At 72.4% G+C, this 24,250-nt stretch carries 20 protein-coding genes, 2 tRNA genes and 1 pseudogene; 8 read left to right on the forward strand and 15 right to left on the reverse strand.

The genetic code is table 11. The annotated features are described in order from the left end of the window. Positions 1 to 694: 694 nt before the first annotated feature. The 4 genes and pseudogenes from rsrA to H7H31_RS10300 form a co-directional block, all read right to left on the reverse strand. Positions 695 to 994, reverse strand: a pseudogene (rsrA, locus tag H7H31_RS10285) (mycothiol system anti-sigma-R factor); the annotation flags it as partial. Beyond that, positions 991 to 1,776, reverse strand: coding sequence for a sigma-70 family RNA polymerase sigma factor (locus tag H7H31_RS10290; protein WP_232109775.1), 786 nt, complete (start codon positions 1,774 to 1,776; stop codon positions 991 to 993). The gene H7H31_RS10290 and the pseudogene rsrA, both read right to left, overlap by 4 nt. A gap of 255 nt (positions 1,777 to 2,031) precedes the next feature. After that, the gene (locus tag H7H31_RS10295) at positions 2,032 to 2,661 is read right to left on the reverse strand and encodes an alpha/beta hydrolase family protein (RefSeq protein WP_187062656.1); all 630 of its coding nucleotides are present in this window, start codon (positions 2,659 to 2,661) and stop codon (positions 2,032 to 2,034) included. A 354-nt stretch (positions 2,662 to 3,015) separates the two neighbouring features. Then, on the reverse strand, positions 3,016 to 3,837 hold the full coding sequence (locus H7H31_RS10300) for an SOS response-associated peptidase (RefSeq protein WP_187062647.1): 822 nt from the start codon (positions 3,835 to 3,837) through the stop codon (positions 3,016 to 3,018). A 433-nt stretch (positions 3,838 to 4,270) separates the two neighbouring features. Here H7H31_RS10300 and H7H31_RS10305 point away from each other — a divergent pair, with 433 nt between their 5' ends. From H7H31_RS10305 to H7H31_RS10320, 4 genes are all read left to right on the forward strand, one after another. Next, on the forward strand, positions 4,271 to 4,984 hold the full coding sequence (locus tag H7H31_RS10305; protein WP_187062648.1) for a M50 family metallopeptidase: 714 nt from the start codon (positions 4,271 to 4,273) through the stop codon (positions 4,982 to 4,984). A 102-nt stretch (positions 4,985 to 5,086) separates the two neighbouring features. Continuing rightward, a complete protein-coding gene (gene aroA / locus H7H31_RS10310; RefSeq protein ID WP_187062649.1) occupies positions 5,087 to 6,487 on the forward strand; it encodes a 3-phosphoshikimate 1-carboxyvinyltransferase in 1,401 nt (466 codons plus the stop codon). 10 nt (positions 6,488 to 6,497) lie between these two features. Continuing rightward, positions 6,498 to 7,505, forward strand: a complete 1,008-nt coding sequence (gene rsgA, locus H7H31_RS10315) for a ribosome small subunit-dependent GTPase A (RefSeq protein ID WP_187062650.1) — start codon at positions 6,498 to 6,500, stop codon at positions 7,503 to 7,505. A 185-nt stretch (positions 7,506 to 7,690) separates the two neighbouring features. Next, the gene (locus tag H7H31_RS10320) at positions 7,691 to 8,014 is read left to right on the forward strand and encodes a DMT family transporter (RefSeq protein ID WP_176163986.1); all 324 of its coding nucleotides are present in this window, start codon (positions 7,691 to 7,693) and stop codon (positions 8,012 to 8,014) included. 130 nt (positions 8,015 to 8,144) lie between these two features. On the opposite strand, the gene H7H31_RS34955 is transcribed toward H7H31_RS10320, so the two are convergent. After that, positions 8,145 to 8,981 carry a TetR/AcrR family transcriptional regulator gene (locus H7H31_RS34955; RefSeq protein WP_187062651.1) on the reverse strand — a complete coding sequence of 279 codons (837 nt, stop codon included), beginning with the start codon at positions 8,979 to 8,981 and terminating at the stop codon, positions 8,145 to 8,147. 126 nt (positions 8,982 to 9,107) lie between these two features. Here H7H31_RS34955 and hisN point away from each other — a divergent pair, with 126 nt between their 5' ends. Together hisN and H7H31_RS10335 are read left to right on the forward strand one after the other, a co-directional pair. Continuing rightward, the gene (hisN, locus tag H7H31_RS10330; protein WP_187062652.1) at positions 9,108 to 9,899 is read left to right on the forward strand and encodes a histidinol-phosphatase; all 792 of its coding nucleotides are present in this window, start codon (positions 9,108 to 9,110) and stop codon (positions 9,897 to 9,899) included. A 195-nt stretch (positions 9,900 to 10,094) separates the two neighbouring features. Next, on the forward strand, positions 10,095 to 10,502 hold the full coding sequence (locus H7H31_RS10335) for a CBS domain-containing protein (RefSeq protein WP_187062653.1): 408 nt from the start codon (positions 10,095 to 10,097) through the stop codon (positions 10,500 to 10,502). Positions 10,503 to 10,745: 243 nt separating this feature from the next. Here H7H31_RS10335 and H7H31_RS10340 read toward each other — a convergent pair whose 3' ends face one another. Beyond that, positions 10,746 to 12,221 carry a catalase gene (locus H7H31_RS10340; protein ID WP_187062654.1) on the reverse strand — a complete coding sequence of 492 codons (1,476 nt, stop codon included), beginning with the start codon at positions 12,219 to 12,221 and terminating at the stop codon, positions 10,746 to 10,748. A gap of 157 nt (positions 12,222 to 12,378) precedes the next feature. Between H7H31_RS10340 and H7H31_RS10345 the strand changes: the two genes are divergently transcribed. Then, positions 12,379 to 12,795, forward strand: a complete 417-nt coding sequence (locus H7H31_RS10345) for a Fur family transcriptional regulator (RefSeq protein WP_176163981.1) — start codon at positions 12,379 to 12,381, stop codon at positions 12,793 to 12,795. A 28-nt stretch (positions 12,796 to 12,823) separates the two neighbouring features. Here H7H31_RS10345 and H7H31_RS10350 read toward each other — a convergent pair whose 3' ends face one another. The 5 genes from H7H31_RS10350 to H7H31_RS10370 form a co-directional block, all read right to left on the reverse strand. Beyond that, positions 12,824 to 13,741, reverse strand: coding sequence for an aromatic ring-hydroxylating oxygenase subunit alpha (locus tag H7H31_RS10350; RefSeq protein ID WP_187062655.1), 918 nt, complete (start codon positions 13,739 to 13,741; stop codon positions 12,824 to 12,826). 613 nt (positions 13,742 to 14,354) lie between these two features. Next, positions 14,355 to 14,428, reverse strand: a tRNA-Met gene (locus tag H7H31_RS10355). 155 nt (positions 14,429 to 14,583) lie between these two features. Continuing rightward, complete coding sequence (locus H7H31_RS10360) at positions 14,584 to 16,485, reverse strand: tetratricopeptide repeat protein (protein ID WP_187062288.1); 1,902 nt, start codon at positions 16,483 to 16,485, stop codon at positions 14,584 to 14,586. 299 nt (positions 16,486 to 16,784) lie between these two features. Continuing rightward, positions 16,785 to 16,858: transfer RNA gene (locus H7H31_RS10365), tRNA-Met, on the reverse strand. Positions 16,859 to 16,899: 41 nt separating this feature from the next. Next, entirely contained in the window at positions 16,900 to 19,917 is a 3,018-nt protein-coding gene (locus H7H31_RS10370; RefSeq protein WP_187062299.1) for a UPF0182 family membrane protein, read from the reverse strand. 144 nt (positions 19,918 to 20,061) lie between these two features. Between H7H31_RS10370 and H7H31_RS10375 the strand changes: the two genes are divergently transcribed. Beyond that, the gene (locus H7H31_RS10375) at positions 20,062 to 20,628 is read left to right on the forward strand and encodes a PPA1309 family protein (RefSeq protein ID WP_187062289.1); all 567 of its coding nucleotides are present in this window, start codon (positions 20,062 to 20,064) and stop codon (positions 20,626 to 20,628) included. Positions 20,629 to 20,819: 191 nt separating this feature from the next. Here the strand turns inward: H7H31_RS10375 and H7H31_RS10380 are convergent, their stop codons facing one another. From H7H31_RS10380 to H7H31_RS10395, 4 genes are all read right to left on the reverse strand, one after another. Further along, the gene (locus H7H31_RS10380; RefSeq protein WP_187062290.1) at positions 20,820 to 21,926 is read right to left on the reverse strand and encodes a YlbL family protein; all 1,107 of its coding nucleotides are present in this window, start codon (positions 21,924 to 21,926) and stop codon (positions 20,820 to 20,822) included. 223 nt (positions 21,927 to 22,149) lie between these two features. Further along, on the reverse strand, positions 22,150 to 22,320 hold the full coding sequence (locus H7H31_RS10385) for a hypothetical protein (RefSeq protein ID WP_187062291.1): 171 nt from the start codon (positions 22,318 to 22,320) through the stop codon (positions 22,150 to 22,152). Between the two features lie 176 nt (positions 22,321 to 22,496). After that, positions 22,497 to 22,973: a molybdenum cofactor biosynthesis protein MoaE gene (locus tag H7H31_RS10390; RefSeq protein WP_372454999.1), complete on the reverse strand. Its 477-nt coding sequence runs from the start codon at positions 22,971 to 22,973 to the stop codon at positions 22,497 to 22,499. Between the two features lie 90 nt (positions 22,974 to 23,063). Next, entirely contained in the window at positions 23,064 to 24,206 is a 1,143-nt protein-coding gene (locus tag H7H31_RS10395; protein WP_187062293.1) for an SDR family oxidoreductase, read from the reverse strand. Between the last annotated feature and the right edge of the window lie 44 nt (positions 24,207 to 24,250).

The raw sequence follows: 24,250 nt of genomic DNA on the forward strand, positions 1-24,250 counted from the left end.
CACGGGCTTCGACGTCAGGTTGGGGAGAATAGGACGGCCGCGTGGGAAAAACGTCCACTCAGGTGGAATCAGGTGCTCGGCGGGAACAGATACACACCTTCGGGTGACAGTCAGATGGCGCGGTGGTGGCCCACGGCCCGACGCCCGCCCAGGCGTTCGACAGTCACTCGGATGCCATCCCGCCGCGGGCCCCACCGAGCGCCGACGCGTCTCCACCGGCTCGTACCGGCGTGTCATCGACCCCGCCACTCCGACGCGCCCCGCTCCGCCAACGCCCTTACGCGCCGCGGCAGTTGGGGGCGGCGGCGTCCCGGGCCCGGCCCCGGGGCGAAGCTGGCGGTCGGCCGTCGGCACGCGTACGTCCGCCCCGTACTCCGAGGGCATGGGCATGCCGATGGCGTACGGGGCGGACGTGTGAAAGGGATCGAAACGCCGGGCGGTGCAGCCCTGGACCGGGCGGCGCCCGGGTGCGTCAGTCGCGGGTGGCGCTCTCCGGGCCACCGCGATCGACCGAACCGCTGCTCGGCGCGGCCTGCAGCGGCTGCGCCGCGGCGGCCTGGGTCGACGCGGCGGCCGAGGCCGCGCCCGTGACCGGCGTGGAGTCGGCGGCCGGGGCGGAGCCGACGGCCGAAGCGGAGTCCGCGGGGCCCGGCTCCCGGCCGGCGGCCTCGGGGCCACTGACGCGGTGCAGCGGCCGGCTCGGGTCGGTCTCCAGCAACGCCTGGTCGGGCACGGTCTCGCCGGCCCTTATCAACTCGATCCGGCCCATCACCTTGGAGCGGAGGTCGGCCGGTACGTCGTCCTGGCCGCAGCAGCGCTTGACGAGCTTCTTCACCGCCTGCTCCAGGCCGTACTTCTCCAGACACGGCGAGCACGCGTCGATGTGCACCTCGAACTTGGCGCAGTCACCGTCGGGCATCTCGTGGTCGAGGAACTCATACAGGTGGTCGAGGACCTCGGAGCAGTCCGTCTCTCGCGGGTCACCGCAGCTCATGAGCCCGAGCCTTTCCGATCGTGCGACTCTTCCCCTGACGATGCCGGGGAGACCCCACTCGACACAGCCCCCGCGCCCGCCGGCACCAGCCCGCGACCACGGGCGTAGTCCTCTAGCAGACCGCGCAGTTGGCGGCGCCCACGGTGCAGTCGGGACATCACCGTACCGATGGGTGTACCCATGATGTCCGCGATCTCCTTGTAGGCAAAGCCCTCAACGTCGGCGAGATACACCGCGATGCGGAACTCCTCGGGGATCGCCTGCAGAGCCGACTTCACGTCGGAGTCCGGCAGGTGGTCGAGGGCCTGGGACTCGGCGGAGCGCAGGCCGGTCGACATGTGCGACTCGGCGCGCGCGAGCTGCCAGTCCTCGATCTCCTCGGCGGCACTGCGCTGCGGTTCTCGCTGCTTCTTGCGGTAGGAGTTGATGAACGTGTTGGTGAGGATGCGGTACAGCCACGCCTTGAGGTTGGTGCCCTCGCGGAACTGGTGGAAGGACGCGTACGCCTTGGCGTAGGTCTCCTGCACCAGGTCCTCGGCGTCGGCCGGGTTACGCGTCATCCGCAGCGCGGCCGAATACATCTGGTCAAGGAAGGTGAGGGCATCCCGCTCGAAACGGGCGTTCCGCTCGGCCGCGGTCTCGCTCCCGCTCCCGGCCGCTTCGGCCTGGGCGGTCTCGTTCTCAACGTGGCTGACCTGGGCGGCGGCCTTCTGCTGCCCCGCGCCGGTCGAGCCCCGCGTCGTGCCGTCGGTCCCCGCGTCCGTCCCAGTGACCGGACCCACCTCCTCCAACACCGTGGCGAGACCGGATGCGGACCCGCTTGAATCGGAGAATAGACGACGATCCGGTCCGCCCGCCGCTCCAGCCAGCGTCGACTGGTCGACCCGAAGCTGCGACCACGCCAGGTCGGCGGTCTGCGGACGGGACGGGCAAGCAAGCGAACCCATGCGGGAAACTCCCATTCCTCGTGCTGATGCCGCTACGTTTCGATCCTTACGTCGGGCACAACATCCGCACGGCGGTTCGCATTCCCCGACTCAGTGAGCGATCCGATCCAGCCACTTCGCTACGGCATCCGTGAGCAGCGTCAGCGTCTCCTCCTGCGTACGGGCCGCCTTCTTCGGAACGGCGAAGCCGTGATCGGCCTCCGGAACCTCCACGATCTCCGTGCCCTCGGGGAACTCCTCGGGTCGGCCGAACGGGTCGCGTCCCCCCTGCACCACGAGCGTGGGCAGCCCCGCGTCCAACAGTTCGGCGGCCCGGGACGACGCCGGCTTGCCGGGCGGGTGCAGCGGGAACGACAGGGCGAGCACGGCCCGGGCGCCCAGCTCCCGCCCCGTACGGCAGGCCACCCGGGCCCCGGCGCTGCGCCCGCCGGCGACCACCGGCAGCCCGGGCCCGGTCAGCGCCGGCCACACCGCCCGCCAGCCGACGTCCAGCGTCTTCGGTGCGGGGGCGACCTTCTTCCCCGCCACCCGCCAGGGCTGCTCCACCAGAGCGACGCTCACGCCGCGTGGCGGCAGGGTCGCGGCCAGCGCCGCGAGGTCGCGCGCCTCGATGCCGCCGCCCGCCCCGTGCCCGAGGGCCAGCACGGCGCGGGCGTCCGGCGCCCGGTGCCAGGTGATCCGCGCGTCACCAGCGGGGGTCGGCACGGTCTCGGTCTGCACGGTCTCGGTCGGCACGGTCTCGGTCTGGGGGGCGGGGCCGGCCCCGCCCGTCCCGTTCGCTGTCGTCCGCATCCGCCCATCCTGCCCCGCGCCCCACCGCGGCCCTACGCCACCCGCCGACGGGCACCCGATCCGGCCCCGGCGGGGCGCTCCGCGGGCGACGGACCCCACGGGCGGTGGCGACGCGACCCGGCGCGGGCGCGAGCCGGGCCGGGCCGGCACGTGGACACGTGGACACGTAGAGCGGGCAGGCGACGGACGAGCGGGACCGCTGACGCACGAAGGGCGACGCCCGACGGGCGCAGCGCGACGGACGACAGACGACAGGCGACAGGCCACAGGCCACAGGCGACGCTAGAACAGCGTCTCCTCCTCCGGCGCGGGGAGTTCCTTCAGCAGCTCCGGGCCGTTGTTGCGGACGTTGCTCACGTCCGTGGTGACCGGGTAGGCGCGCAGCAGCCCGCCCGGCGGCGGTGCGAGCAGCGCGCGCAGGGACTCCTCGTCGGTGCGGGCGGGATCGAGCCAGGCCGCCCAGCGGTCCGGGGTCAGCATGAGCGGCATGCGCGGGTGGATCTCCGCGAGCGAGGCCGGCCCGTCCGCGCCCGCCTCCCGGCCCGCCAGCGGCGTCGTCTCCGCCTCGGTCGTGATCACGGTGCACGTCGCCCACCACGCCTGCGGGTGGTCGTCGGGCAGCGTGCGGTCCCGCCAGAACTCGTAGAGGCCCGCCAGCGCCATCACCGAGCCGTCGGCCGGCGTGACGAAGTAGGGCTGCTTGCGCGGCCGCTTCTTGCGGCCCCGCTCCTCCAGTTGCCGCTCGTCGGCGCTGGTCACCCACTCGTAGTAGCCGTCCGCCGGCACCAGGCAGCGGCGTGCCTCGAAGGCGCGGCGGAACGAGGGCTTCTCGTGCACGGTCTCGGCGCGCGCGTTGATCATCTTCGCGGCCCCCTCCGGCGACTTCGCCCAGGAGGGCACCAGGCCCCAGCGCAGCGGTCGGAGCTGGCGGACCGGCGTGCGGTCGGCGGACTGCTTGAGGGGCCGCTCCAGGACGGCGTAGACGTTCTTGGTGGGCGCCACGTTCCAGTCCGGGGCCAGCGCCTCGGTCGGCTCCCACTTGCCCACGTCGAACAGGTTGGCCAGGTCCTCTGGTTTCCGGCTCGCCGCGTACCGTCCGCACATCTCGTTACAACCCCTCCGACCGCACCGTTGCCCCATCCATGCTGCCGCACCCGGCCCCCGTTCGGTGCGCCGACGGATGGTGGGGCCGGCCACCGCCCGGGGCGGGCTCGCCCCGATCCCGGAGCAACCCCCGCATTCCGGCCGGGGTGCCGGCGGAACCAGGGCCGGCGCGCCCGCGTTTTTCCTACCGTCTGCCCGGAGGTGCCAGACTGCGGCACCACCGTGCGGCCGGGCCTCGGCCCGGCCGCCGGCCAGGTCAGCCACCACCGACCCATCGCGCAGCGCCGTACGGGCAGTGCTCGCTCCCCGCCCCAGCCCGACCAGCGGCACCCCCTGCCAACCAGCACCGCCCAGCAAGCCCGGCACCACACAGCACCGACGTGAACCACCCAGCGCCACCCAGCGCCGATCGGGACCAAGGAGTCGCCCCCGCATGGACAGCACCAGCGCAACCGAGCTGTGGGACCGCGTCTTCGGCACCCAACCCGACCCCTCGCAGTGGCTGGTGGCGATCACCGGCCTGATCGCGCTCGCCGTCGTCACCTCGCGCCTGACCTGGCGGCTGGCCCGTAACGCCATCACCATCGCCCACGAGGGCGGGCACGGGATCGTGGCGCTGCTCAGCGGGCGCCGCCTGGACGGCATACGGCTGCACTCCGACACCTCGGGGTTGACCGTCTCGCGCGGCAAGCCGACCGGAATCGGCATGATCCTGACCGCGGCGGCCGGCTACACCGCCCCGTCGCTGCTCGGCCTCGGCGGCGCCTGGCTGCTCGCCGCCGGCCACATCACGGCGCTGCTGTGGGGCGCGACGGCGCTGCTGGTGGCCATGCTGGTGATGATCCGCAACGCGTACGGGGCGCTGTCGGTGGTGGTCACCGGCGCGACCTTCCTGCTCGTGTCCTGGCTGACGGAGCCGGAGGTGCAGGCGGCGTTCGCGTACGGGGTGGTGTGGTTCCTGCTGCTCGGCGGGGTCAGGCCGCCGTTCGAGTTGCAGCGCAAGCGCCGGTTCGGGCAGGCCGGGGACTCCGACCCGGACCAGCTCGCCCGCCTCACGAACGTGCCGGCGGCGCTGTGGATGTTCCTCTTCCACGCCGTCTCGCTGTGCTCGCTGATCGGCGGCGGGCGCTGGCTGCTCGACCTGTGAACGAGCTTGGCGTCGGCCCCTCCTATCAGTGCCGTGTTACGGAGGGGTTTCACCGTTTTTGATCGAGAATCGTCGTTCGGCGGAGCCACTAAAGTAAGGCTCATGACCGGCACTGAGACATCCCCGGATGACGCCCTCGCGCTTTGGCCCGCTCCGCTCGCGCACGGAGCGGTCGACGCGACCGTCACCGTGCCCGGTTCCAAGTCCGTCACCAACCGCGGCCTGGTCCTCGCCGCGCTCGCCGCCGAGCCCGGATGGCTGCGCCGCCCGCTGCGCTCCCGCGACACCCTGCTGATGGCCGAGGCGCTGCGCGCCATGGGCGTCGGCATCGAGGAGACCATCGCGTCGAACTCCGCCGCCCCCGGCGAGCCCGGCGCCCCCGCCACCGGCGAGGCGTGGCGGGTCATCCCCGCGGGGCTGCACGGCCCGGCCACCGTGGACGTGGGCAACGCCGGTACGGTGATGCGCTTCCTGCCGCCGGTCGCCGCGCTCGCCGACGGGCCGGTCCGCTTCGACGGCGACGCCCGCTCCCACGAGCGCCCACTGCACGGCGTGATCGACGCGCTGCGCGCCCTCGGCGCCCGCATCGACGACGACGGGCGCGGCGCGCTCCCGCTGACCGTGCACGGCAACGGCAGCATCGACGGCGGCCCGGTCCGCATCGACGCCTCCTCGTCCTCGCAGTTCGTCAGCGCGCTGCTGCTCTCCGGCGCGCGTTTCAACCAGGGCGTCGAGGTACGGCACGTCGGCTCCACGCTGCCCTCCATGCCACACATCCGGATGACCGTGGACATGCTGCGCAGCGCGGGCGCGGCCGTGGACACCCCGGAGGCGGGCGGCGAGCCCGACGTGTGGCGGGTGGCGCCGAGCGCGCTGCTCGGCCGCGACCTGGTGGTCGAGCCCGACCTGTCCAACGCGGCCCCCTTCCTGGCCGCCGCGCTGGTCACCGGCGGCCGGGTGACCATCCCCGACTGGCCCGAGCACACCACCCAGCCCGGTGACGCGCTGCGCGAGATCTTCACCGAGATGGGCGGCTCCTGCGAGCTGGTCACCACCGCCGACGGCACCGCGCTGACCTTCACCGGCACCGGTCGCGTCCGGGGCATCGACGTCGACCTGCACGAGGTGGGCGAGCTGAGCCCGGTGATCGCCGCGGTCGCCGCGCTCGCCGACTCGGAGTCGGTCCTGCGGGGCATCGCCCACCTGCGGCTGCACGAGACCGACCGGCTCGCGGCGCTGGCCAAGGAGCTGAACGACCTGGGCGGCGACGTCACCGAGACCGCGGACGGGCTGCGCATCCGCCCGCGCCCGCTGCACGGCGGCATCTTCCACACCTACGAGGACCACCGGCTGGCCACCGCCGCCGCCGTGCTGGGCCTGACCGTCGACGGCGTCCAGGTGGAGAACGTGGCCACCACCGCCAAGACCCTGCCCGACTTCCCCGGCCTGTGGACGGGGATGCTCGATGCCACACCCGGGGCGGCCCCGATGCCGAGAGGCTGAGGCCGCGACGATGCGCCGCTACGGAAAGCACACCGACGAGGACGACGTACGCGTCCGTCCGGGCCGCCGGGGCAGCCGCCCCCGCTCCAGCATCCGGCCCAAGCACGAGGACGCCGCGCCGGGCTTCGTCCTCACCGTGGACCGGGGCCGGATCACCTGCCTGGTCGACGGCCGCACCATCCACGCCATGAAGGCCCGCGAACTCGGCCGCAAGGGCGTCGTGGTCGGCGACCAGGTGGCCGTGGTCGGTGACCTGTCCGGTGCCAAGGACACTCTGGCCCGCATCGTGCGGGTCGAGCCGCGCAGCTCCGTGCTGCGCAGGACGGCCGACGACGACGATCCGTACGAGCGCGTGGTGGTCGCCAACGCCGACCAGCTCGCCATCGTGACCGCGCTGGCCGACCCCGAGCCCCGCCCCCGGCTCATCGACCGCTGCCTGGTGGCCGCCTTCGACGCGGGCCTGGAACCGCTGCTCGTGCTCACCAAGTCGGACCTGGCGCCGGCCAAGGCGCTGCTGGCCACCTACGAGTTGCTCGACGTGCCGCACGTGGTGACCAACCGCGACGAGCTGGCCGACGGGGCCGCCGCCGACCGGGTCAGGGAGTACCTCACGGGGCGGGTCACCGCGTTCGTCGGGCACTCCGGGGTCGGCAAGACGACGCTGGTCAACGCGCTGGTCCCGGAGCGCAAGCGGGCGGTGGGGCACGTCAACGCGGTGACCGGGCGGGGACGGCACACCACCACCTCCGCGCTCGCGCTGCCGCTGCCGACCGGCAGCGGCTGGGTGATCGACACCCCGGGCGTGCGCTCCTTCGGGCTGCACCACGTGGACCCGTCCCGCGTCATCCACGCCTTCCCCGACCTCGCGGCCGGTACGGAGAACTGCCCGCGCGCGTGCGGCCACGACGAGCCGGACTGCGCGCTGGACGCCTGGGTCGCGGACGGCCACGCCGACCCGGACCGGCTCTACTCGCTGCGCCGACTGCTCGCCACCCGCGAGCGACGCGAGGGCGACTGAGCGGACGCGGAGGCCACGGCCGGCGGACGCGGGGGGGCACGCCGGTGGGTGCTGACCGGGTCGGCGGGGCTGGCGAGGTCCGAAACCCGTGCCTGGAACGGCCGAGAACACGGGCGTGACGTTTGCCCGTTGATCTCCGAGGTAGATGCATAATCGCACGCAGGCCGAACACGGGAGGCAATCTGATGGCGTGGCTGCTCGTCGTGGTCGCCGGTCTCCTCGAAACCGGCTTCGCCGTCTGCCTCAAGCTCTCGCACGGCTTCACCCGGCTGTGGCCGACCATCGCCTTCTGCGTCTTCGCGCTCGGCAGCTTCGGCCTGCTCACGCTCGCGCTCAAGAAGCTGGACGTGGGCCCGGCGTACGCGGTGTGGACCGGGATCGGCGCGGCGGGCACCGCCATCTACGGCATGGTCTTCCTGGGCGACCTGGTCTCCACCCTCAAGATCGTGTCGATCTCGCTGGTCATCGTGGGCGTCATCGGCCTCCAGCTCTCCGGCTCGGCGCACTGAGACGCGGCGCACCGAAGCGCCCCCCGGGGGTACGCCGTGCGCCGCACACACCACGGGAGCCCGGCGCACCACGCCCCGCGCGGAACGCGCCCCTCGCCCCCGGCGGTAGGGCGTCGCTCACGAGCGCGGTTCAGCGCCGGGCGGGCCCGGCCTGCTGGCCCGCCGTCCAGCGCGGCGCCAGCACCCGCCGGACCAGCGCCGCCGCCTCGTCGGGCGCTCCGGGGACGCTGACGTACGAGATGGCCAGTCGCGCCGCGGCCTCGCACGCCCAGGCCAACTCCGCCGTCGCGAGGGCGGGCCGGTCGGCGCAGAGGGCCGCCAGACAGCGGTCGCCGACCTGGCGCATCAGCTCACCGGGGCTCGGCAGCGCGTCGCCGGGCCCCGGCGCGCCGGCCCGCGCGCCACCTCCCAACCACGCGCCCTCGCCGTCCCACCCACGACCCGTCATCTCGCGTCCCGACAGCCCCCAGTGGCCCGCCTGTCCCGACAGCCCCGGTGGGCGTGACCGCCCCCGCTGACCCGGCTGACCCAGTGGGACCGGCGGTGCCGGCTCGCCCGACTGCTCCACCGTGGCAGCGCCGATCGGGTGTCGTTGGGCGGGCAGCGCGCGGGGCCCGAAGGCGGCGGCCGGCAGCCGGTCGTTCCAGCAGCCGGTCAGCGCCGCGCGCACCAGCGCGTTGCCCCGGGCCACCCGTACGGTCCACGCCGCGGCTGCGGCCAGCCGGTCGGCCGGGTCGCGCGCGTCCTCGCCGGGCGCCAACGCCTGTTCCACGCCCCGTAGGTACGCCTCGGTCTCGCGCCGTACCAGGGCCCTGGCCAGGCCGTCCTTGTTGCCGAACTCGTTGTAGAGGGTCTGCCGGGACACCCCGGCCGCGGCGGCCACGTCCACCATGCGCACCGTGCCCCACGGCCGGCGCCCCACGGCGCGGAACGCCGCATTCAGTAAGGCTTCACGCGCTGTAGGCACCCTTGCCTCCCAGGCTCGGACAGCTCATCCGGCTGCCGTGCGGCACAGAATTGACGCACCGACAGACGCTGTCAATAGCCCCCGCGAGCGCCGAATCGTCCCGCTTCGCCAAGGTAGTGTGCGAGCATGCCCGACTACCACGATGATCTGCGGCTCGCACAGGTGCTGGCGGACGCGGCCGACTCCGCGACCATGGAGCGGTTCAAGGCTCTGGACCTCAAGGTCGAGACCAAACCCGATATGACGCCCGTCAGCGAGGCCGACAAGGCCGCCGAGGAGCTGATCCGCTCCTCGCTCCAGCGCGCCCGGCCGCGCGACGCGGTGCTCGGCGAGGAGTTCGGCAGCGAGGGCTCGGGCCCGCGGCGCTGGGTCATCGACCCCATCGACGGCACGAAGAACTACGTGCGCGGGGTGCCGGTGTGGGCCACCCTGATCGCGCTGATGGAGCGCGGCGAGGGCGGCGACCGACCGGTGGTCGGCATGGTGTCGGCCCCCGCGCTCGGGCGCCGCTGGTGGGCGGCCGAGGGGCTCGGCGCGTACACCGGTCGCAATCTCTCGTCGGCCTCCCGGATCTCGGTGTCGAAGGTGAACACCCTCTCCGACGCCTCGTTCGGGTACGCGTCGCTCGGCGGCTGGGAGGAGCGCGGCAAGCTCGACGGCTTCCTCGACCTGACCCGCGCCTGCTGGCGCACCCGCGGCTACGGCGACTTCTGGCCGTACATGATGGTGGCCGAGGGCGCGATCGACCTGTGCGCCGAGCCGGAGCTGTCCCTGTGGGACATGGCCGCCAACGCGGTCATCGTGCAGGAGGCGGGCGGCCGGTTCACCGGTCTCGACGGCAAGCCCGGCCCGCACAGCGGCGACGCCGCCGCCTCCAACGGCCTGCTCCACGACGAACTCCTCAAGCACCTCCAGTAACCCCCGCGCGCCACCCGCTCCTCGCGGGCGCCTCCCCCGCGCCCGCCCGAGCGCTCCATGTGCTCCCGCCCGATCCCTTGTCGCGCCCGCCGCCTCATGTGAACATGAGAATCCGCCCGCTTGTGCGCTTGTGAATCTTTTCTCATCGCACCCTCCCGTGCCCTCGACCGAGCGGGCCCCTCAGGAGGTGGCTCCATGTCCACGCTCGTCCGCGACGCCATGACCACGGTGGTCCTCACCATCGGCCCCACCCACACCCTCCGTCAGGCCGCCCAGTTGATGGCGGCCCGCCGCGTCGGCGCCGCCGTCGTGCTCGACACCGACACCAGCGGGCTCGGCATCCTCACCGAGCGCGACATCCTCGTCTCGGTCGGCGCCGGCCAGGACCCCGACCGCGAGACCGCCCACGCGCACACCACGACCGACGTGGTCTTCGCCGCCCCCGGCTGGACCCTGACCGAGGCCGCCCAGGCCATGACGCACGGCGGCTTCCGTCATCTGATCGTGCTCGACGAGCGCGAACCGGTCGGACTCGTCTCCGTCCGCGACATCATCCGCTGCTGGTCCCGCGCCGAGGAGGCCACCGGCGCGCTCGCCGGCTGACCCCGCGCGGCACGCGCCCGCGCACGCCGTGGCCCGACGCCGACGCCACTCCCCCACCCGCGAGGAGCGACGCGGCCGGGTACGCGAAGAGGTCCGGATACGCGAGGAGGTCCGGGTACGCGAAGAGGCCGGAGCCCCATGGCGTCCGGCCTCTTCGGTTGTTACGGCAAGCGACTGTTCAGTCGCCCGCGCGGGGGACCACCGCCCACGGGGGTGGGGCGGTGGGCCCGCCGCGCGGACGGCTCAGCCGCGGAGGGCCTGGACCGCGGCCTCCAGCCGCTTGCCGTAGTCCGCGTCCGCCTTGCGGAAGTTGGCGATGGCGCGCTCGATGATGTCCTCGCGCGACACCCCGGAGAGGGCGCCCGCCAGGTTGGCGATCAGGCGCTCCTTCTCGTCCTCGGTCATCAGCCGGTAGAGGTTGCCGGCCTGCACGAAGTCGTTGTCCTCGGCGTGCGAGGGGGTGGCCTCCTCGCCCGTGAGGCCGCTGACCGCGATCGGCTGCCACAGCGGGACGCTGGTCTGGGCCGGCCCGCCGAAGCTGTTGGGCTCGTAGTTCTTCGAGCCGCCGTGCCGCCCGTCGTAGGCGAGGCCGTCACGGCTGTACGTGCGCGCCTCGGTGGCGTGCGGCCGGTTGACCGGCAGGTTGTCGGCGTTGATGCCCACCCGGTAGCGGTGCGCGTCGCCGTAGCCGAACAGGCGGCCCTGGAGCATCTTGTCCGGGGACGGGCCGATACCGGGCACGAAGTGCGCCGGCGAGAAGATCGACTGCTCGACCTCGGCGAAGATGTTCTCCGGGTTGCGGTTGAGCTCCAGCTTGCCGAACTCGACCAGCGGGTAGTCCGCGTGCGGCCAGACCTTGGTCAGGTCGAACGGGTTGAAGCGGTAGGTCGCCGCCTCGGCCGCGGGCATGATCTGCGCGTACACGGTCCAGCTCGGGAACTCGCGGCGCTCGATGGCCTCCCGCAGGTCCCGCTGGTGGCTGTCGGGGTCCTTCCCGGCGAGCACCGCGGCCTCCTCGGCCGTCAGGTTCTTGATGCCCTGGTCGGTCTTGAAGTGGTACTTGACCCAGAAGACCTCGCCCGCCTCGTTGTTCCACTGGAAGGTGTGCGAGCCGAAGCCGTCCATGTGGCGGTACGAGGCCGGGATGCCACGGTCACCGAAGAGCCACGTCACCTGGTGCGTGGACTCGGGCGACAGCCCCCAGAAGTCGAAGACGTTGTCCGGCTCCTGCGAGCCGGTGTACGGGTCGCGCTTCTGGGTGTGGATGAAGTCGGGGAACTTGATGGCGTCCCTGATGAAGAACACCGGGGTGTTGTTGCCGACGAGGTCGTAGTTGCCCTCCTCGGTGTAGAACTTCAGCGCGAAACCGCGCGGGTCCCGGACCGCGTCCGGCGCGCCCAGGTTGCCGGCCACGGTGGAGAAGCGCAGGAAGGTCTCGGTCTGCTTGCCGACCTCGGAGAGGAACTTCGCGCGGGTGTACCGGGTCACGTCCGCGGTCACCGTGAAGGTCCCGTACGCGCCGGCCCCCCGGGCGTGCACCACACGCTCCGGAATGCGCTCCCGGTTGAAGTGCGCCAGCTTCTCCAGCAGCAACTGGTCCTGCACCAGCACCGGGCCGCCGACGCCCGCGGTCTCGCTGTTCTGGTTGTCGGCGACCGGTGCGCCGGCCTCCGTGGTCAGCGGCCCCGCCGACTGAGCCGTCTCGCCCTGAACCGTCACGTGCGCCTCCTGCGTATTCGTCCTGTCCCTTGGCCTGAGCCGTAACCGATCCTACATTGGACTTTGTCTAAGTCAAGAAGAAGTGGAGAGACGTACAAAGTCTGTTCATGGACGCACACTGCTACTCTGGTTCCTATCTGACTGATAGGTGAATGGCATGAGTGACCTGCTAGAACGACTCCGGGGGCGCGGCTGGCGACTCACCGCCCAGCGACGCGTCGTGGCCGAAGTGCTCGACGGGGACCATGTGCACTACACCGCCGACGAGGTGCACGCCCGCGCATCGGAGCGCCTGCCCGAGATCTCCCGGGCGACCGTCTACAACACCCTCGGCGAGCTGGTGTCGCTCGGCGAGATCCTGGAGGTGAGCACGGACGGCCGCGCCAAGCGGTACGACCCCAACGCCCACCACGACCACCACCACCTGGTGTGCAGCCGCTGCGGCACCATCCGCGACGTGCGTCCGGCCGGCGATCCGCTCAGCGACCTGCCGGTGGTGGAGCGCTTCGGCTTCACGGTCACCGGCGTGGAAGTCACCTACCGCGGCACCTGCCCCTCCTGCACGGACGCCTGACCCGACCGGCCGCCGCTCGGGCGCGCTCTCACAGCGGCTCGCTGTAGAACTGACGGGCCCAGCGGCGGAACCGGGTGATCGGCCCGTCCCCCTCCACCAACCGGGGACGCTCCAGATGGGCCATGTGCTCCCAGACGGGTACGTCCTTGCCGGTCTCAAGGCCGGAGGCGTACGTCACGGCTCTGGGTAACAGCGCGGCCACCACCCGGGCCGCCCCGGTGCGACCGGGCCGGGTGTGCCGCACGGCGGCCGTCAGGCACATCCGCACGTGCCGCGGGCCCACCGGGGTGACGCAGAACCAGATGCGCAGCCGGAAGCCGTAGTTCTCCGCCTCGCCGTACATCACCCCGAGGCCCTGCACGACCGTCCGGACCGACGGGCCGAAGGAGTACATGCCGTTGCGCTGCCCGGCGGCCCGCCCCAGCCGGTAGGCCGTCTCCATCCGCGCCCCCTCGAACCGCGGCGGGTCGGTGATGTCGACAACGAGTCGGTGCAACGCGGCGAAGTGTCCGAAGTCGATGGCGTTCTCCATGAAGTCCTGGGGGTGCGCGGCCAGGGTGCGGACGCGCCGGTGCGGCGCCGGGAAGTCGGCCGCCGGTGGCACCTCGACCTCCCAGCTCGGCGGCAGCCCCCGGGCGTGCCGCCAGACGAGGACCAGCCCGTCGATCTCCCGGTGTTCCAGGCGGCCCAGCCGCGCCCTGGGCGGCGCGGTGCCGTACCCGGTCCGGACGCAGGCGCCCTCCGGATCGAACTGGAAGTGGTGGAAGGGGCAGACGAGGTTCTCCCCGCGCACCGTCCCGCCGTGCCCCAGGTGCGCTCCGAGGTGCGGGCAGTACGGGCGCACGGCGCGCAGCCGCCCGCCGGCCGTCCGGTACAGCACCACGTCCTCGTCCGCCAACCGCCGGCTGATGACCTTGCCCGGCTTCACCTCGTCGCTGGTCGCCATGAGGAACCAGCCGTCCGGACAAGGCGGGAGTGACACGTGGGCCGAGGCGGCTGGCGCGGCGGCCACGCCAGGGGGCCCGTGGGGCGCGTGCGGCGGAATCGACCGGCCTGGTCCGAGATCCTGCATGGCGCACCTTTCGTGGGTGTCGTCGCCCGGGCGCCGTGGGTGCGGTGCGTGCGCGGTGGCGGCGCGACGCCCGGGGCGGGCAGCGAGTACCTGCGCGCCCAGCCTCGCGGCAGCCGGTTCCGGCTGAACGATTCGCCCGTGGCGCGTCACCGGAAGACGTGAACCCGGCGCCGGGAGGTTTGCGCCCGACCACCCCGCCAAGGGGCCGACCGGTCCGAGCCCAGGGGGCGCCCCACGCCCGATCACGGGGCGCGCACGGGCCGCCTCCCGCAGGCCGCCCCCACCCGCGACCACGACGGACGCCACCGCCCGCACCAGCCGCCGCGTGACACCCCCACCGGCACGCGCCGCACGCCGGGTGGCCACCACCGCGACCACAGCCGATACCGAGGAGCCGACACCGAGCCGGGAACGGGACCACGAGGGAATGACGTAAAACGACGAAGGCCCGAATCCCTGATCAGGATTCGGGCCTTGTCTTTGCGAGTAGCGGGGACAGGATTTGAACCTGCGACCTCTGGGTTATGAGCCCAGCGAGCTACCGAGCTGCTCCACCCCGCGTCGTTGTGTACTTACTGTAACCCCACTCCGACGACCAGGGCAAATCGCGGTCCCGCCGCCCCTCGCCGCCCCGCCTTCCCACCGCCTCCGCCGCCGCGCCGGCCCGGCGCGCGGCGGGGCCCGGCGCCCGCCGGCGGCGTACGCGGAGCGCGGGTCTACGCGGTCTGTTCCTGCTGGAGCGCGTCCGCGAGCCGGGCCGCGCGCTCCGCGACCTGGGCGGGCCCCAGCTCGACCGCGCGGGCGCACCAGCGCTGGCCCTCGGTCAGCGCCCCGCGCCGGGCCGCGAGCAGCGCGAGCCGCAGCGCGGCGCGACCGTGGCCGGCGTTGGCGGCCCGGGTCCACCACAGCGCCGCCTCCGGCTCACTGCCCTCGCGGGCCAGGAGCAGGCCCAGGTTGAAGGCGCCGTTGCGGCTGCCGGCCTTGGCGGCGGTGCGGTACCAGTGCGCGGCCTTCACCACGTCCCCGCGAGCGGACGCGAGCATGCCAACTCGAACCTGTGCGCGGCGGTGGCCCTGGCGGGCCGCCCGCTCGTACCACTCCTCGCACTCCGGCCGCTCCGGCTCACTGTCCGTACCGTTCCCGAGGCTCGCGCTCGGGTCGACGACGGCCGGCCGGTCGAGGAGCGCGCCGAGCCGGAAGGCGGCCTCGGCGCTGCCGCCCTCGGCCGCGCAGCGCAGATGCTTTTCGGCCGCCTCCTCGTCGCCCTCGCGCAGCAACACGATCGCCACCTGGAGGGCGGCCTCGGTGTGCCCACCGGCGGCGGCGCGTACGTACCACTCGTGCGCCGTGCGCTCCGCGCCCCGTCCCGCGTGCAGGATGCCGAGGTTGAACGCGGCGTCCACGCTGCCCGCCTCGGCGGCCTTGGAGAACCACGGCTCGGCCCCGGCCGCGTCCGAGCGCTGGAGCAACAGCACGGCCAGCGCGTTCGCGGCCTCGCGGTGACCCGCGTACGCCGCGCGCCGGTACCACTGCTCGGCCTGCGCGGTGCGCCCCTGGCTGGCGCAGAGCAGGCCGAGGTTGTATGCGCCGTTGATGTCGCCCGCGCCCAGCGCCGCGCGGTACCAGCGCTCCGCGGTCTGCGGCTCGCCCCGGTCGGCGTGGAGCGCGCCCAGCGCGTTGGCCGCGTTGCCGTCGCCGTCCTGGGCGGCCCGGTGCCACCACACGGCCGCGCTGTCCAGGTCGCCGGCGTCGCGCAGCAGGAACGCGAGCGCGCAGGCGGCCCGCGGCTCGCCGTCCTCGGCCGACATCAGGTACCAGCGGCCGGCCTCCTTCGTCTCGCCGCGCTCCTCAAGCAGCGTGCCGAGGTGCAGCGCGGCGCGCCGGTGCCCGCGCGCCGCGGCCTGCCGGTACCAGCGCTCGGCCTCGCTCTGCTCGCCGTCGGCCCGCGCGGACCTGCCCCGGCCGTCGGGGTGGTGCTGCTCGCGCTCGCGCCTGTGCAGGATCTGCGCGAGCCGGTACGCGGCCTCGCGGTGGCCGTGCTCGGCGGCGGCGCGAAACCATCGCTCGGCGCCCACGTCGCTGCGGTGCTCAAGCAGGTCGGCCAGGGCGTACGCGCCGAGCGCGTGCCCCGACTCGGCGGACTGCCGCAGCCAGTACTCGGCGGCCGGCTCGTCGCCGCGCTCGCGGTGGTGCCGGCCGAGGGCGTGGGCGGCGGCGGCCGAGCCGGCGACGGCGGCGGTCCGCCACCAGCCGGCCGCCTCGTCGGCGTAGCCGCGCTGGTGCAGGAGGACGCCCAGGTTGTTGGCGGCGGCGCGGTCGCCGGCGACGCTGGCGGCACGCAGGTGTGGTTCGGCCCGGTCGAGGTCGCCGCGGCGCAGCAGCAGGGCGCCCAGGACGCTCATGGCGGCCGGGTCGCCGGCCTCGGCAGCCCGGCGGTGCACTGTCTCGAATTCGACGTCGGCGCTGTACGCGCTGCCCGCGATGTCCGCGGTGACGGCGTCCACTTCGCTCGCGCTGTCCAGCGCGAGTCCCGGCATGCTTTCGGCGCGCCCGTCGTCGGGCGCCGGCACAAGCCGCTCCTTCTCCAACAACCTCGCCCTGTCCCCCATGCGTTCCATCGTTGCACCACCCACAACCGGCGTACACCTGGTATACCGCAGGGGCGAGGTCAATTCGACGTTTTGTCGACTTCCCGACAGAACGACTTCTGAAACCGCAGTTGGAGCCAGTTCCGCGCGCCGTCCTCGGCGCGTCGCGCCGCTCGTCGTGTCGCTCATCCCGCCACACGGAGACCGTGCGACACACCTGCCCCGGCAGCCGCGCCGTACGCCGGGGCGGGCCGTACGGCGGGGCGGAGCGGGCCGTAGACGCGACAAGGCCCGAATCCCTGATCAGGATTCGGGCCTTGTCTTTCAAGTAGCGGGGACAGGATTTGAACCTGCGACCTCTGGGTTATGAGCCCAGCGAGCTACCGAGCTGCTCCACCCCGCGTCGGTGTTCCCTTAAGGTATCACGACGCGGGGTGGGCTCCTTCACCCGTCTGCTCGCTCCGGCGTCCGCTCCGGCTTGTCGGCTGGCTGGCCTCCGGTGTCGGCGGACGCCTGCTCGGCCCCGCCGCCCTTGTCGCCGCCGGCCCCGTCCTTGGCGCCGTCGTTCTTCCCGTCGCCCTTGCCGTCGCCCTTGGCCTTGTCCGCCGCGTCCTTCTCCGCCTTGGCGGCCCGGTCCAGCGCGTCCTTCAGGTCCTTCTGGGCCTTGCCGAACGCCTCCCAGTCCTGGGGCTCCTTCTGGAGCGCTTCCTGGCCCGCGGTGATGGCGTCCTGCGCGTCCCTCAGGGCCTCGCGCACCGTCGGGTCGCCCGATGGCTCGTCAGGTTCCTGGCCGTCGCCCGGTGGCTTCGTCGGATCGGTGGGCTTCTCCTCACCGAAGACGACGTCGAGCGCCTTGTCCAGCGAGTCCTCGAAGGCCGTCTGGTCGCCGTAGGTCACCAGGACCTTCTTGAGCAGCGGATAGTTCGTCCCCGCGCCCCGGACGTAGACCGGCTCCACGTACAACAGGCCGTCGTCGAGCGGGACCGTCAGCAGGTTGCCGTACTCGACCGTGGAGTCGCCGCCCTTGAGGAGCCTGATGCTCTCGGCGATCTTCGGATCGGAGTTGAACTTGCTCTGCACCTGTTGTGGTCCGGAGACCGGGTTGTTCGGCCGCAGCTTCAGGATTCTGATCTTGCCGTAGCCGTCGCTCTGGGCATCGGCGTCGACCGCCATGAACGCGCTCAGGTTGTCCCGGTCGTTCGGCGTGAACGTGGTGGTCAGGGAGAACTTCTTCTCCTTCTGATCCGGCATCTGCATGCTGAGGTAGTACGGCGGCACCGAGTTGACCTTGTTGGTCGGGTCGTCGGGAACCTGCCAGACCTCACTGCCGCTGTAGAACTGTTCCGGGTCCTCGACGTGGTAGCGGGTCAGCAACTGGCGCTGCACCTTGAACAGGTCCTGCGGGTACCGCAGGTGGTCCATCAGGTCCTTGCTGATCTGGTCGCGGTCCTTGACCGTGCCCGGGAACGCCTTGCGCCACGTCTTGAGGACCGGATCCTCGGTGTCCCACTCGTACAGCTTCACGGACCCGTCGTACGCGTCGACCGTGGCCTTGACCGAGTTGCGGATGTAGTTGACCTTGTTCTCCTGCGCGACGACCTCGCGCTGGCCGTCGGTCAGCGAGTCCTCCGTCGTGTCACCGAGGGTGGTGCGCGACGCGTACGGATAGCCGTTGGTCGTCGTGTACGCGTCCACGATCCACTGGATGCGGCCCTTGATGATCGCCGGGTAGGCGTCGCCGTCGATCGTCAGCCACGGGGCGACGGCCTCGACCCGCTCCTTCGGCGTGCGGTTGTACAGGATGCGCGAGCCCTCGCCGATGGCCCCCGAGTAGAGGATCTGCGGCTCGTTGAAGGAGACCGCGTACGCCGCCCGGCTGAGCGGGTTGGAGAGCTTGACCCCGCTGTCGCCCTTGTACGTGGTCGTCTTCTCCTCGCCCTTGTCGCCGGAGTAGTCCAGCTCCTCCTGCGGGCCGCCCACGATCGAGTACTGCGTCGTCTTCTCGCCGTAGTAGATGCGCTGTTCGTAGTCGCCGAACTGGCCCTCCGACGGGAGGTTGCGCTCCATGAACGCCGGGGCGCCGGTCTTGGTGGTGTCGGTGCCCTTGGCCGTCACGGCGCCGTAGCCGTGGGTGTACTTGAAGTGGTCGTTGATCCAGTTGCGCTCGGGGATGCCCTTGGTGTTGATCTCGCGCAGACCGATGACGGTGTCCTGGTCCTTGCCGTCCTTGGTCTTGTACCGGTCCACGTCCAGGGTCTGCGGGAACTGGTAGTAGCCACGGACCTGCTGGAGCTGCTGGACGGTGGGCGAGACCACGTTCGGGTCGAGCAGACGCAGGCTGGCCGTGGAGTCCACCTTGGCGCGCAGCGTCTTCGGGTCCTTGCTGCTCTCGCCCTGGTAGTCCGTGACGTCCGTCTTGTCGATGCCGTACGCCTTGCGCGTGGCCTCGATGTTCTTCTTGATGTACGGCGCTTCCTTGGCCTGCTCGTTCGGCTGCACCTGGAACTTCTGCACGATCGCCGGGTAGAGCCCGCCGATCAGGATGGCCGAGAGCACCATCAGGCCGAAGCCGATCACCGGGAGCTGCCAGGTGCGCCGCCACAGCGTCGCGAAGAACAGCAGCGCGCAGATCACCGCGATGCAGAACAGGATGGTCTTCGCCGGCAGGTACGCGTTGGCGTCGACGTACTTCAGACCGGTCCAGTTACCGGTCTCCTTGAGGTCGCTCGACTTCACCGCCAGGCCGTACCGGTCCAGCCAGTACGCGACGGCCTTGAGCGCGACGAAGATGCCGAGCAGCACCGACAGGTGGCCGGTGGCCGCCGCCGTGGCGCGCGCGCCGGGGCTGGTGATGCGCAGCCCGCCGTACAGGTAGTGCACCAGCGTGGCGGCGATCAACGAGAGGACGGTGGCCGCGAACCCGAAGCTCAGCAGGAAGCGGTACCAGGGCAGGTCGAACACGTAGAACGACACGTCCTTGTGGAACTGCGCGTCCTTCTGGCCGAACGACACCCCGTTGACCCACAGCAGCCAGGTGCGCCACTGGCCGGATGCGGAGGCCCCGGAGATCAGGCCGACCAGCGCCGTGACGCCGATCAGCAGCCACTTCTTGTACGGGTCGATGCCCATCCGGTACCGGTCGAGGGACTGCTGCTCCAGCGACATCGCGCTCAGCGGCGGGCGCAGCCGGTGGGCCAGCCAGATGTTCACCCCAACGGCCACGGCCATGAGCAGCCCGAAGACGAGGAAGAGGCCGATCTTGGTCACCAGCGTCGTCCTGAAGACGGACGAGTAGTGCACCGAGCGATACCACAGCCAGTCCGTCCAGAACCCCGCGAACATGACGAAGCCCATGGCCAACACGGCCAGGACGCCCAGCGTCATGAGCAGGGTCCGGACCCGCCGGGACGGTCGGCCGACTCTGATCCGTGGCCCGGTCGGGCCTCCGCCGCGGTCCGGCATCTGGAAAGCCAAGGTGCGCACCTCGAAGTTCGGTGTCGATGAAGCTGGGTGAAGCGGCCCCGAGATACTAGGGCCCACTGATGCAACTTACTCAGGCTTTACTCAGTTCCCGTTTTGGGGTCCGTTCAAGGCACGATATTGACCATGTCCAACCTTCCCCCGGATTCCACGCCCGCGCCCCCCATGGCCGCGAGCCCGCTCACCCGTGCCGTACTGGAGCTCGACGAGTACGCGGCCGGCCTCGGCTGGGACCAGCCGGCCCGGCTGTTCGCCCTGGTCGACACGGCCCGGCTGCGCGCCGACGAGCCGCAGCTCGCCGCGCAGCTCGGCCTCGAAGCCGACGGCCCCGCCGGCTCCCTGACCCCCATTGAGCAGGACGAGCTGCCGGTGGGCGCCGCGCTGGACGAGTTCCTGGCCACCATCGCCTGGCCCGACGCCGTGGCCGGCTGCGCCCTGGTCGTGGAGCGGCTGATGCTGCCGGCGACGTCCGAGACCAGCGTGCCGGAGGGGTTGGACGAGCGGCAGTTGGCGAGCTGGGTCGCGAAGCAGCCCGGCCGCCAGGAGGTCCGCATGACGGTCGCGGTGCTGCGGGACGGCGCACGCGAGTCGGCGCTGCGGCTGCGGGAGAAGGACTCCCCGACCGAGGTGCTGACCGGGGCCGACCTGGTGCCCGGGCTCGCGGAGGCGTTGGCCGCCACGTTCGAGGACTGACGGCCGGGCGCGCCCGGCGGCGAGCGGTCGCGAGCCCCGTACGGCTGTCACCCGGCCGGACGGGGCTCGGGCTCCGTCGCGGCGACGGCCGGTCGGGCGGGGCCGGTCGGGCGCGGCCGATCGGGCGGCGTCGGGCAGCGGGGGCGGTGGGGCGCGCCTGTGGGGCGGGCCGGTCGGGCGCGGACCGACGGTCAGTTCTCGGGGCAGCTCGGCAGTTGGTCCGTCTTCTTCTCGCGGATCTTGCGCAGCGCGTCCATCGCGTCGTCCAGGTCGCCCACCTTGATGAGGGTGAGCCCGTCCGGGATGTCTCGGGAGGCGGTGGCGCAGTTGGCTTCCGGGGTCAGGAAGTAGGTGGCGCCCTTGTTCCGCGCGCCGACGGTCTTCATCGCGATGCCGCCGATGGGGCCGACCTTACCCGTCTCGTCGATGGTCCCGGTGCCCGCGACGAACTCCCCGCCGTTCAGGTCGCCGGGGGTCAGCTTGTCGATGATGCCGAGCGAGAACATCAGCCCGGCGCTGGGCCCGCCGACGTGTTCGACCCTGATGTCGATGTCGAAGGGGAACGTGTAGTCGACGGCCGCCTCGATGCCGATGATCGCCCGCTCCTCCTCCGGGGCCTTCATCGTGGCGAGGGTGACGTTCTTGGCGCCCTTGGGCTCCTTGCCCTGCTTCTCGGCCGCCGCCACCCGCTCCGCGGGGATCACCGTGAAGACCGTCTTCTCACCCGGCTTGTGCTGGCTGACGAGCTTGGCCACGTCGGACGGGTTGTGCACCGCCTTGCCGTCCACCGCCTTGATCGCGTCGCCGGCGTGCAGGTTGCCCTCGGCCGGGCCGCCCTTGACGACGCTGCCCACCACGGTGTGCGAGCCGAGCTTGACGTCCAGCAGCTCGCGCTTCTTCAACTGGCGCAACGCGGCGACCTTGGCGGCCTCCTGGGACTGGCTGAACTCCTCGGCGTTCTCCTGGTTGACCTCGTCCGCGGACTTGTCGTCCGGGTAGAGCATCTTGCGCGGCACCACCAGCCGGTCGTGCGAGAGCCAGCCGTACATCGACTCGAAGAGGTTCATCTTGTACTCCGAGTTGGTGACCTGCACGGTGGTCATGTTCAGGTGACCACTGGTGGGGTAGGTCCTCTCGCCGTCGATCTGCAGCACCGTCTCGCCTTCGTGCTTCCCGAGCGTGTTGACCGTCAGGCCAGGGCTCATCTCCGCGTAGGGCACGGGTATCAGCACTCCCGCGCAGAGCAACGCGATGAGCGTCAGGAGCGAGGCGAGCAGCGTGGCGGTGCGGCGTGGCATGGAACGACAGTACGGGACGGGCCTGTGAGTTCACCTCCGGGGCCGCCCGCCGACAGGCCCGTACGGGGGGTCGCTGGCGGCGCGGGAGGCGGGCGGGTGCCGGCGGCTTCGCGGTGGTGTGGCGCCCAGGTGGGCGCGAGGCCGGTCGCCCCGCGCTCCGTGGTGGGCCGGTGCGCGAGCGTGCGATCACGAACGCGAACGGTGGGCCAGCCGAGTGGCCGGGTCAGGCGGAGCCGGAACCGGAATGGGAGCGCTGCATCGCTTCGCGGAACCGCTCGTACCCCGCGACCTCGGCGGCGTCCCCGGCCTTGCGGTCACGGGCGGCCCAGGTGGTGTAGACGACGGCAGCGCCCGTGGCGATGAGCGGAATGACCAACCACACGAGGACACCCACAGCGGACTTCCAATCCCCTGACACACCCGCAACTGGCAGATGAGCAGATTAATCGTCTGCCAGGACAACGCTCACGGCAGGGGTCGGGTTACGCAACCGCACGAGCCTTCGTGCCTCGTCCGCGCCCCTGGAGCGCCTTCACCCCCCAAGACGCGCCCCGGGCCCGAAAGGATGCCTCAGACGCCGACCCATTCCTCCGTGCCGTCGCCGAACGTCTGGTGCTTCCAGATCGGGACCTCTGCCTTGAGGTCGTCGATCAGCCGGCGGCAGGCGGCGAACGCCTCCGCGCGGTGCGGGCAGGAGACGGCGACCACCACGGCCAGGTCGCCGACCGCGAGGTCGCCGACGCGGTGCACGGCGGCCAGCGCGCGGACCGGGAAGTCGGCGACGACCTTCTCGGCCACCCGCCGCAGCTCCGCCACGGCGCTGGGGTGGGCCGCGTACCCGAGGCCGGTGACCTGGGCGTCACCCGGCCCGTCGTGGTCGCGTACGGTGCCGACGAAGAGCGCCGTGCCGCCCGCAGCGGCGTCGCCGACCGCGGCGAACACCTCGTCCACCGAGAGCGGCGTCTCCCGAATGGCCAGCAGTCTGATGGGGTCGACCGCCGCGCGCTCCCCCGCCTGTGATGCGTCCGTGTGTGCCATGGCGCCCATCGTGCCCCACCCCGCGCCGGCCGCGACGTCGACCCGGGCCCCTCACCCCGGCCGACCCGCGCGGACCCGGCGGGCCGCCGCGCCCCGTCGCTAGAGGCGGCGGCGGGCCTTGCGCGCGCGGCGTACCAGCGCGGCGGTGCCCACCAGGGCGACCGTGGCGCCGGCGGCGCCGAGCGTCGTCGCGTCCTTGCGGCCCAGCCTGCGACCGGCCACCGTGCGCCGCCCCGCGACCTCCTCGAGGAGTTCGGCCAGCACCTCCTCGTTGGTCCACCGGGGCCGCCAGCCGGCGTCGTGCAGCCGACTGCCGCTGACCACCCAGGGGTGCATGGTGTACGCGAGGTCGCCCGCCGGGGAGGGGGTGAGGCCGAGCCGGTGCAGCCGGGACGCGGCGCCGAGGGCCACCGCCGACGGCAGCTCCATGCGTCGGATGCCGGTCAGCTCCTCGACCTCCTCCTGTTCCAGCCAGCCGTCGCAGCCGACGGCCAGTTCGCCCTCGGCCTTTTCGAGCACCGCGTACTCCAGGGCGCTGACCAGGTCATCGACGTGGCAGAACTGCCAGGTGGGGCGCGATCCGGCGACCACGAGCAGCCGGGGCGACTCGAAGTAGCGGGTGAGGGCGGTGTCGGTGCCGCCGACCAGCAGCGCGGGGCGTACGACGGTGACGTTGAGGCCGGGGTGCGCGCGGGGCGCGCGCTTGGCGAGCTGTTCGATCTCCAGCAGGTCGCCGACGCCGGTGGCCTCGGCCGTGGCGCGGAGCTCGGCGTCCTCCGAGAGGGGTACGTCGTTGTCGGGCAGCGCGCCGTAGACCATGGCGGAGGTGCACAGCACCACGCGGCGCACACCGGCCGCCGCCGCTGCGGTCAGCACGGTCTGGGTGCCGCGCACGTTGTACGCCGTTCTGGCCTCGGCGTCGGTCTCCAGGTCCAGGTCGGTGGCGAGGTGCACGACGACGTCGGCGCCGCGCAGTTTGTCGGCGATGATGGGATCGCGCACGTCGAGGACGTGCCAGCGCGCCTCGCCGACCTCGCCCCGGCGTTCGTCGATGGCCAGCACCCGCTTGACCTCGTCGGACTCGGTGAGCCTGCGGGTCAGCAGCGCGCCGACGCCCGACGCGGCGCCCGTGACGGCCACGACGGGGCGCCGCAGGGGCGCGGGGGGCGGCTCCTGGCGGGCCGAGTGCTCGGGGGGCGGATCGTTTCGCGCTGCGCGAACGGTCGGATCTGGGGAACTCACCGGGCGGCTCCAGCGGTTGTCTTCTGTACGTAAGAGAACTGACG

Source organism: Streptomyces buecherae (genome assembly GCF_014295035.1).
GTDB lineage: Bacteria > Actinomycetota > Actinomycetes > Streptomycetales > Streptomycetaceae > Streptomyces > Streptomyces youssoufiensis.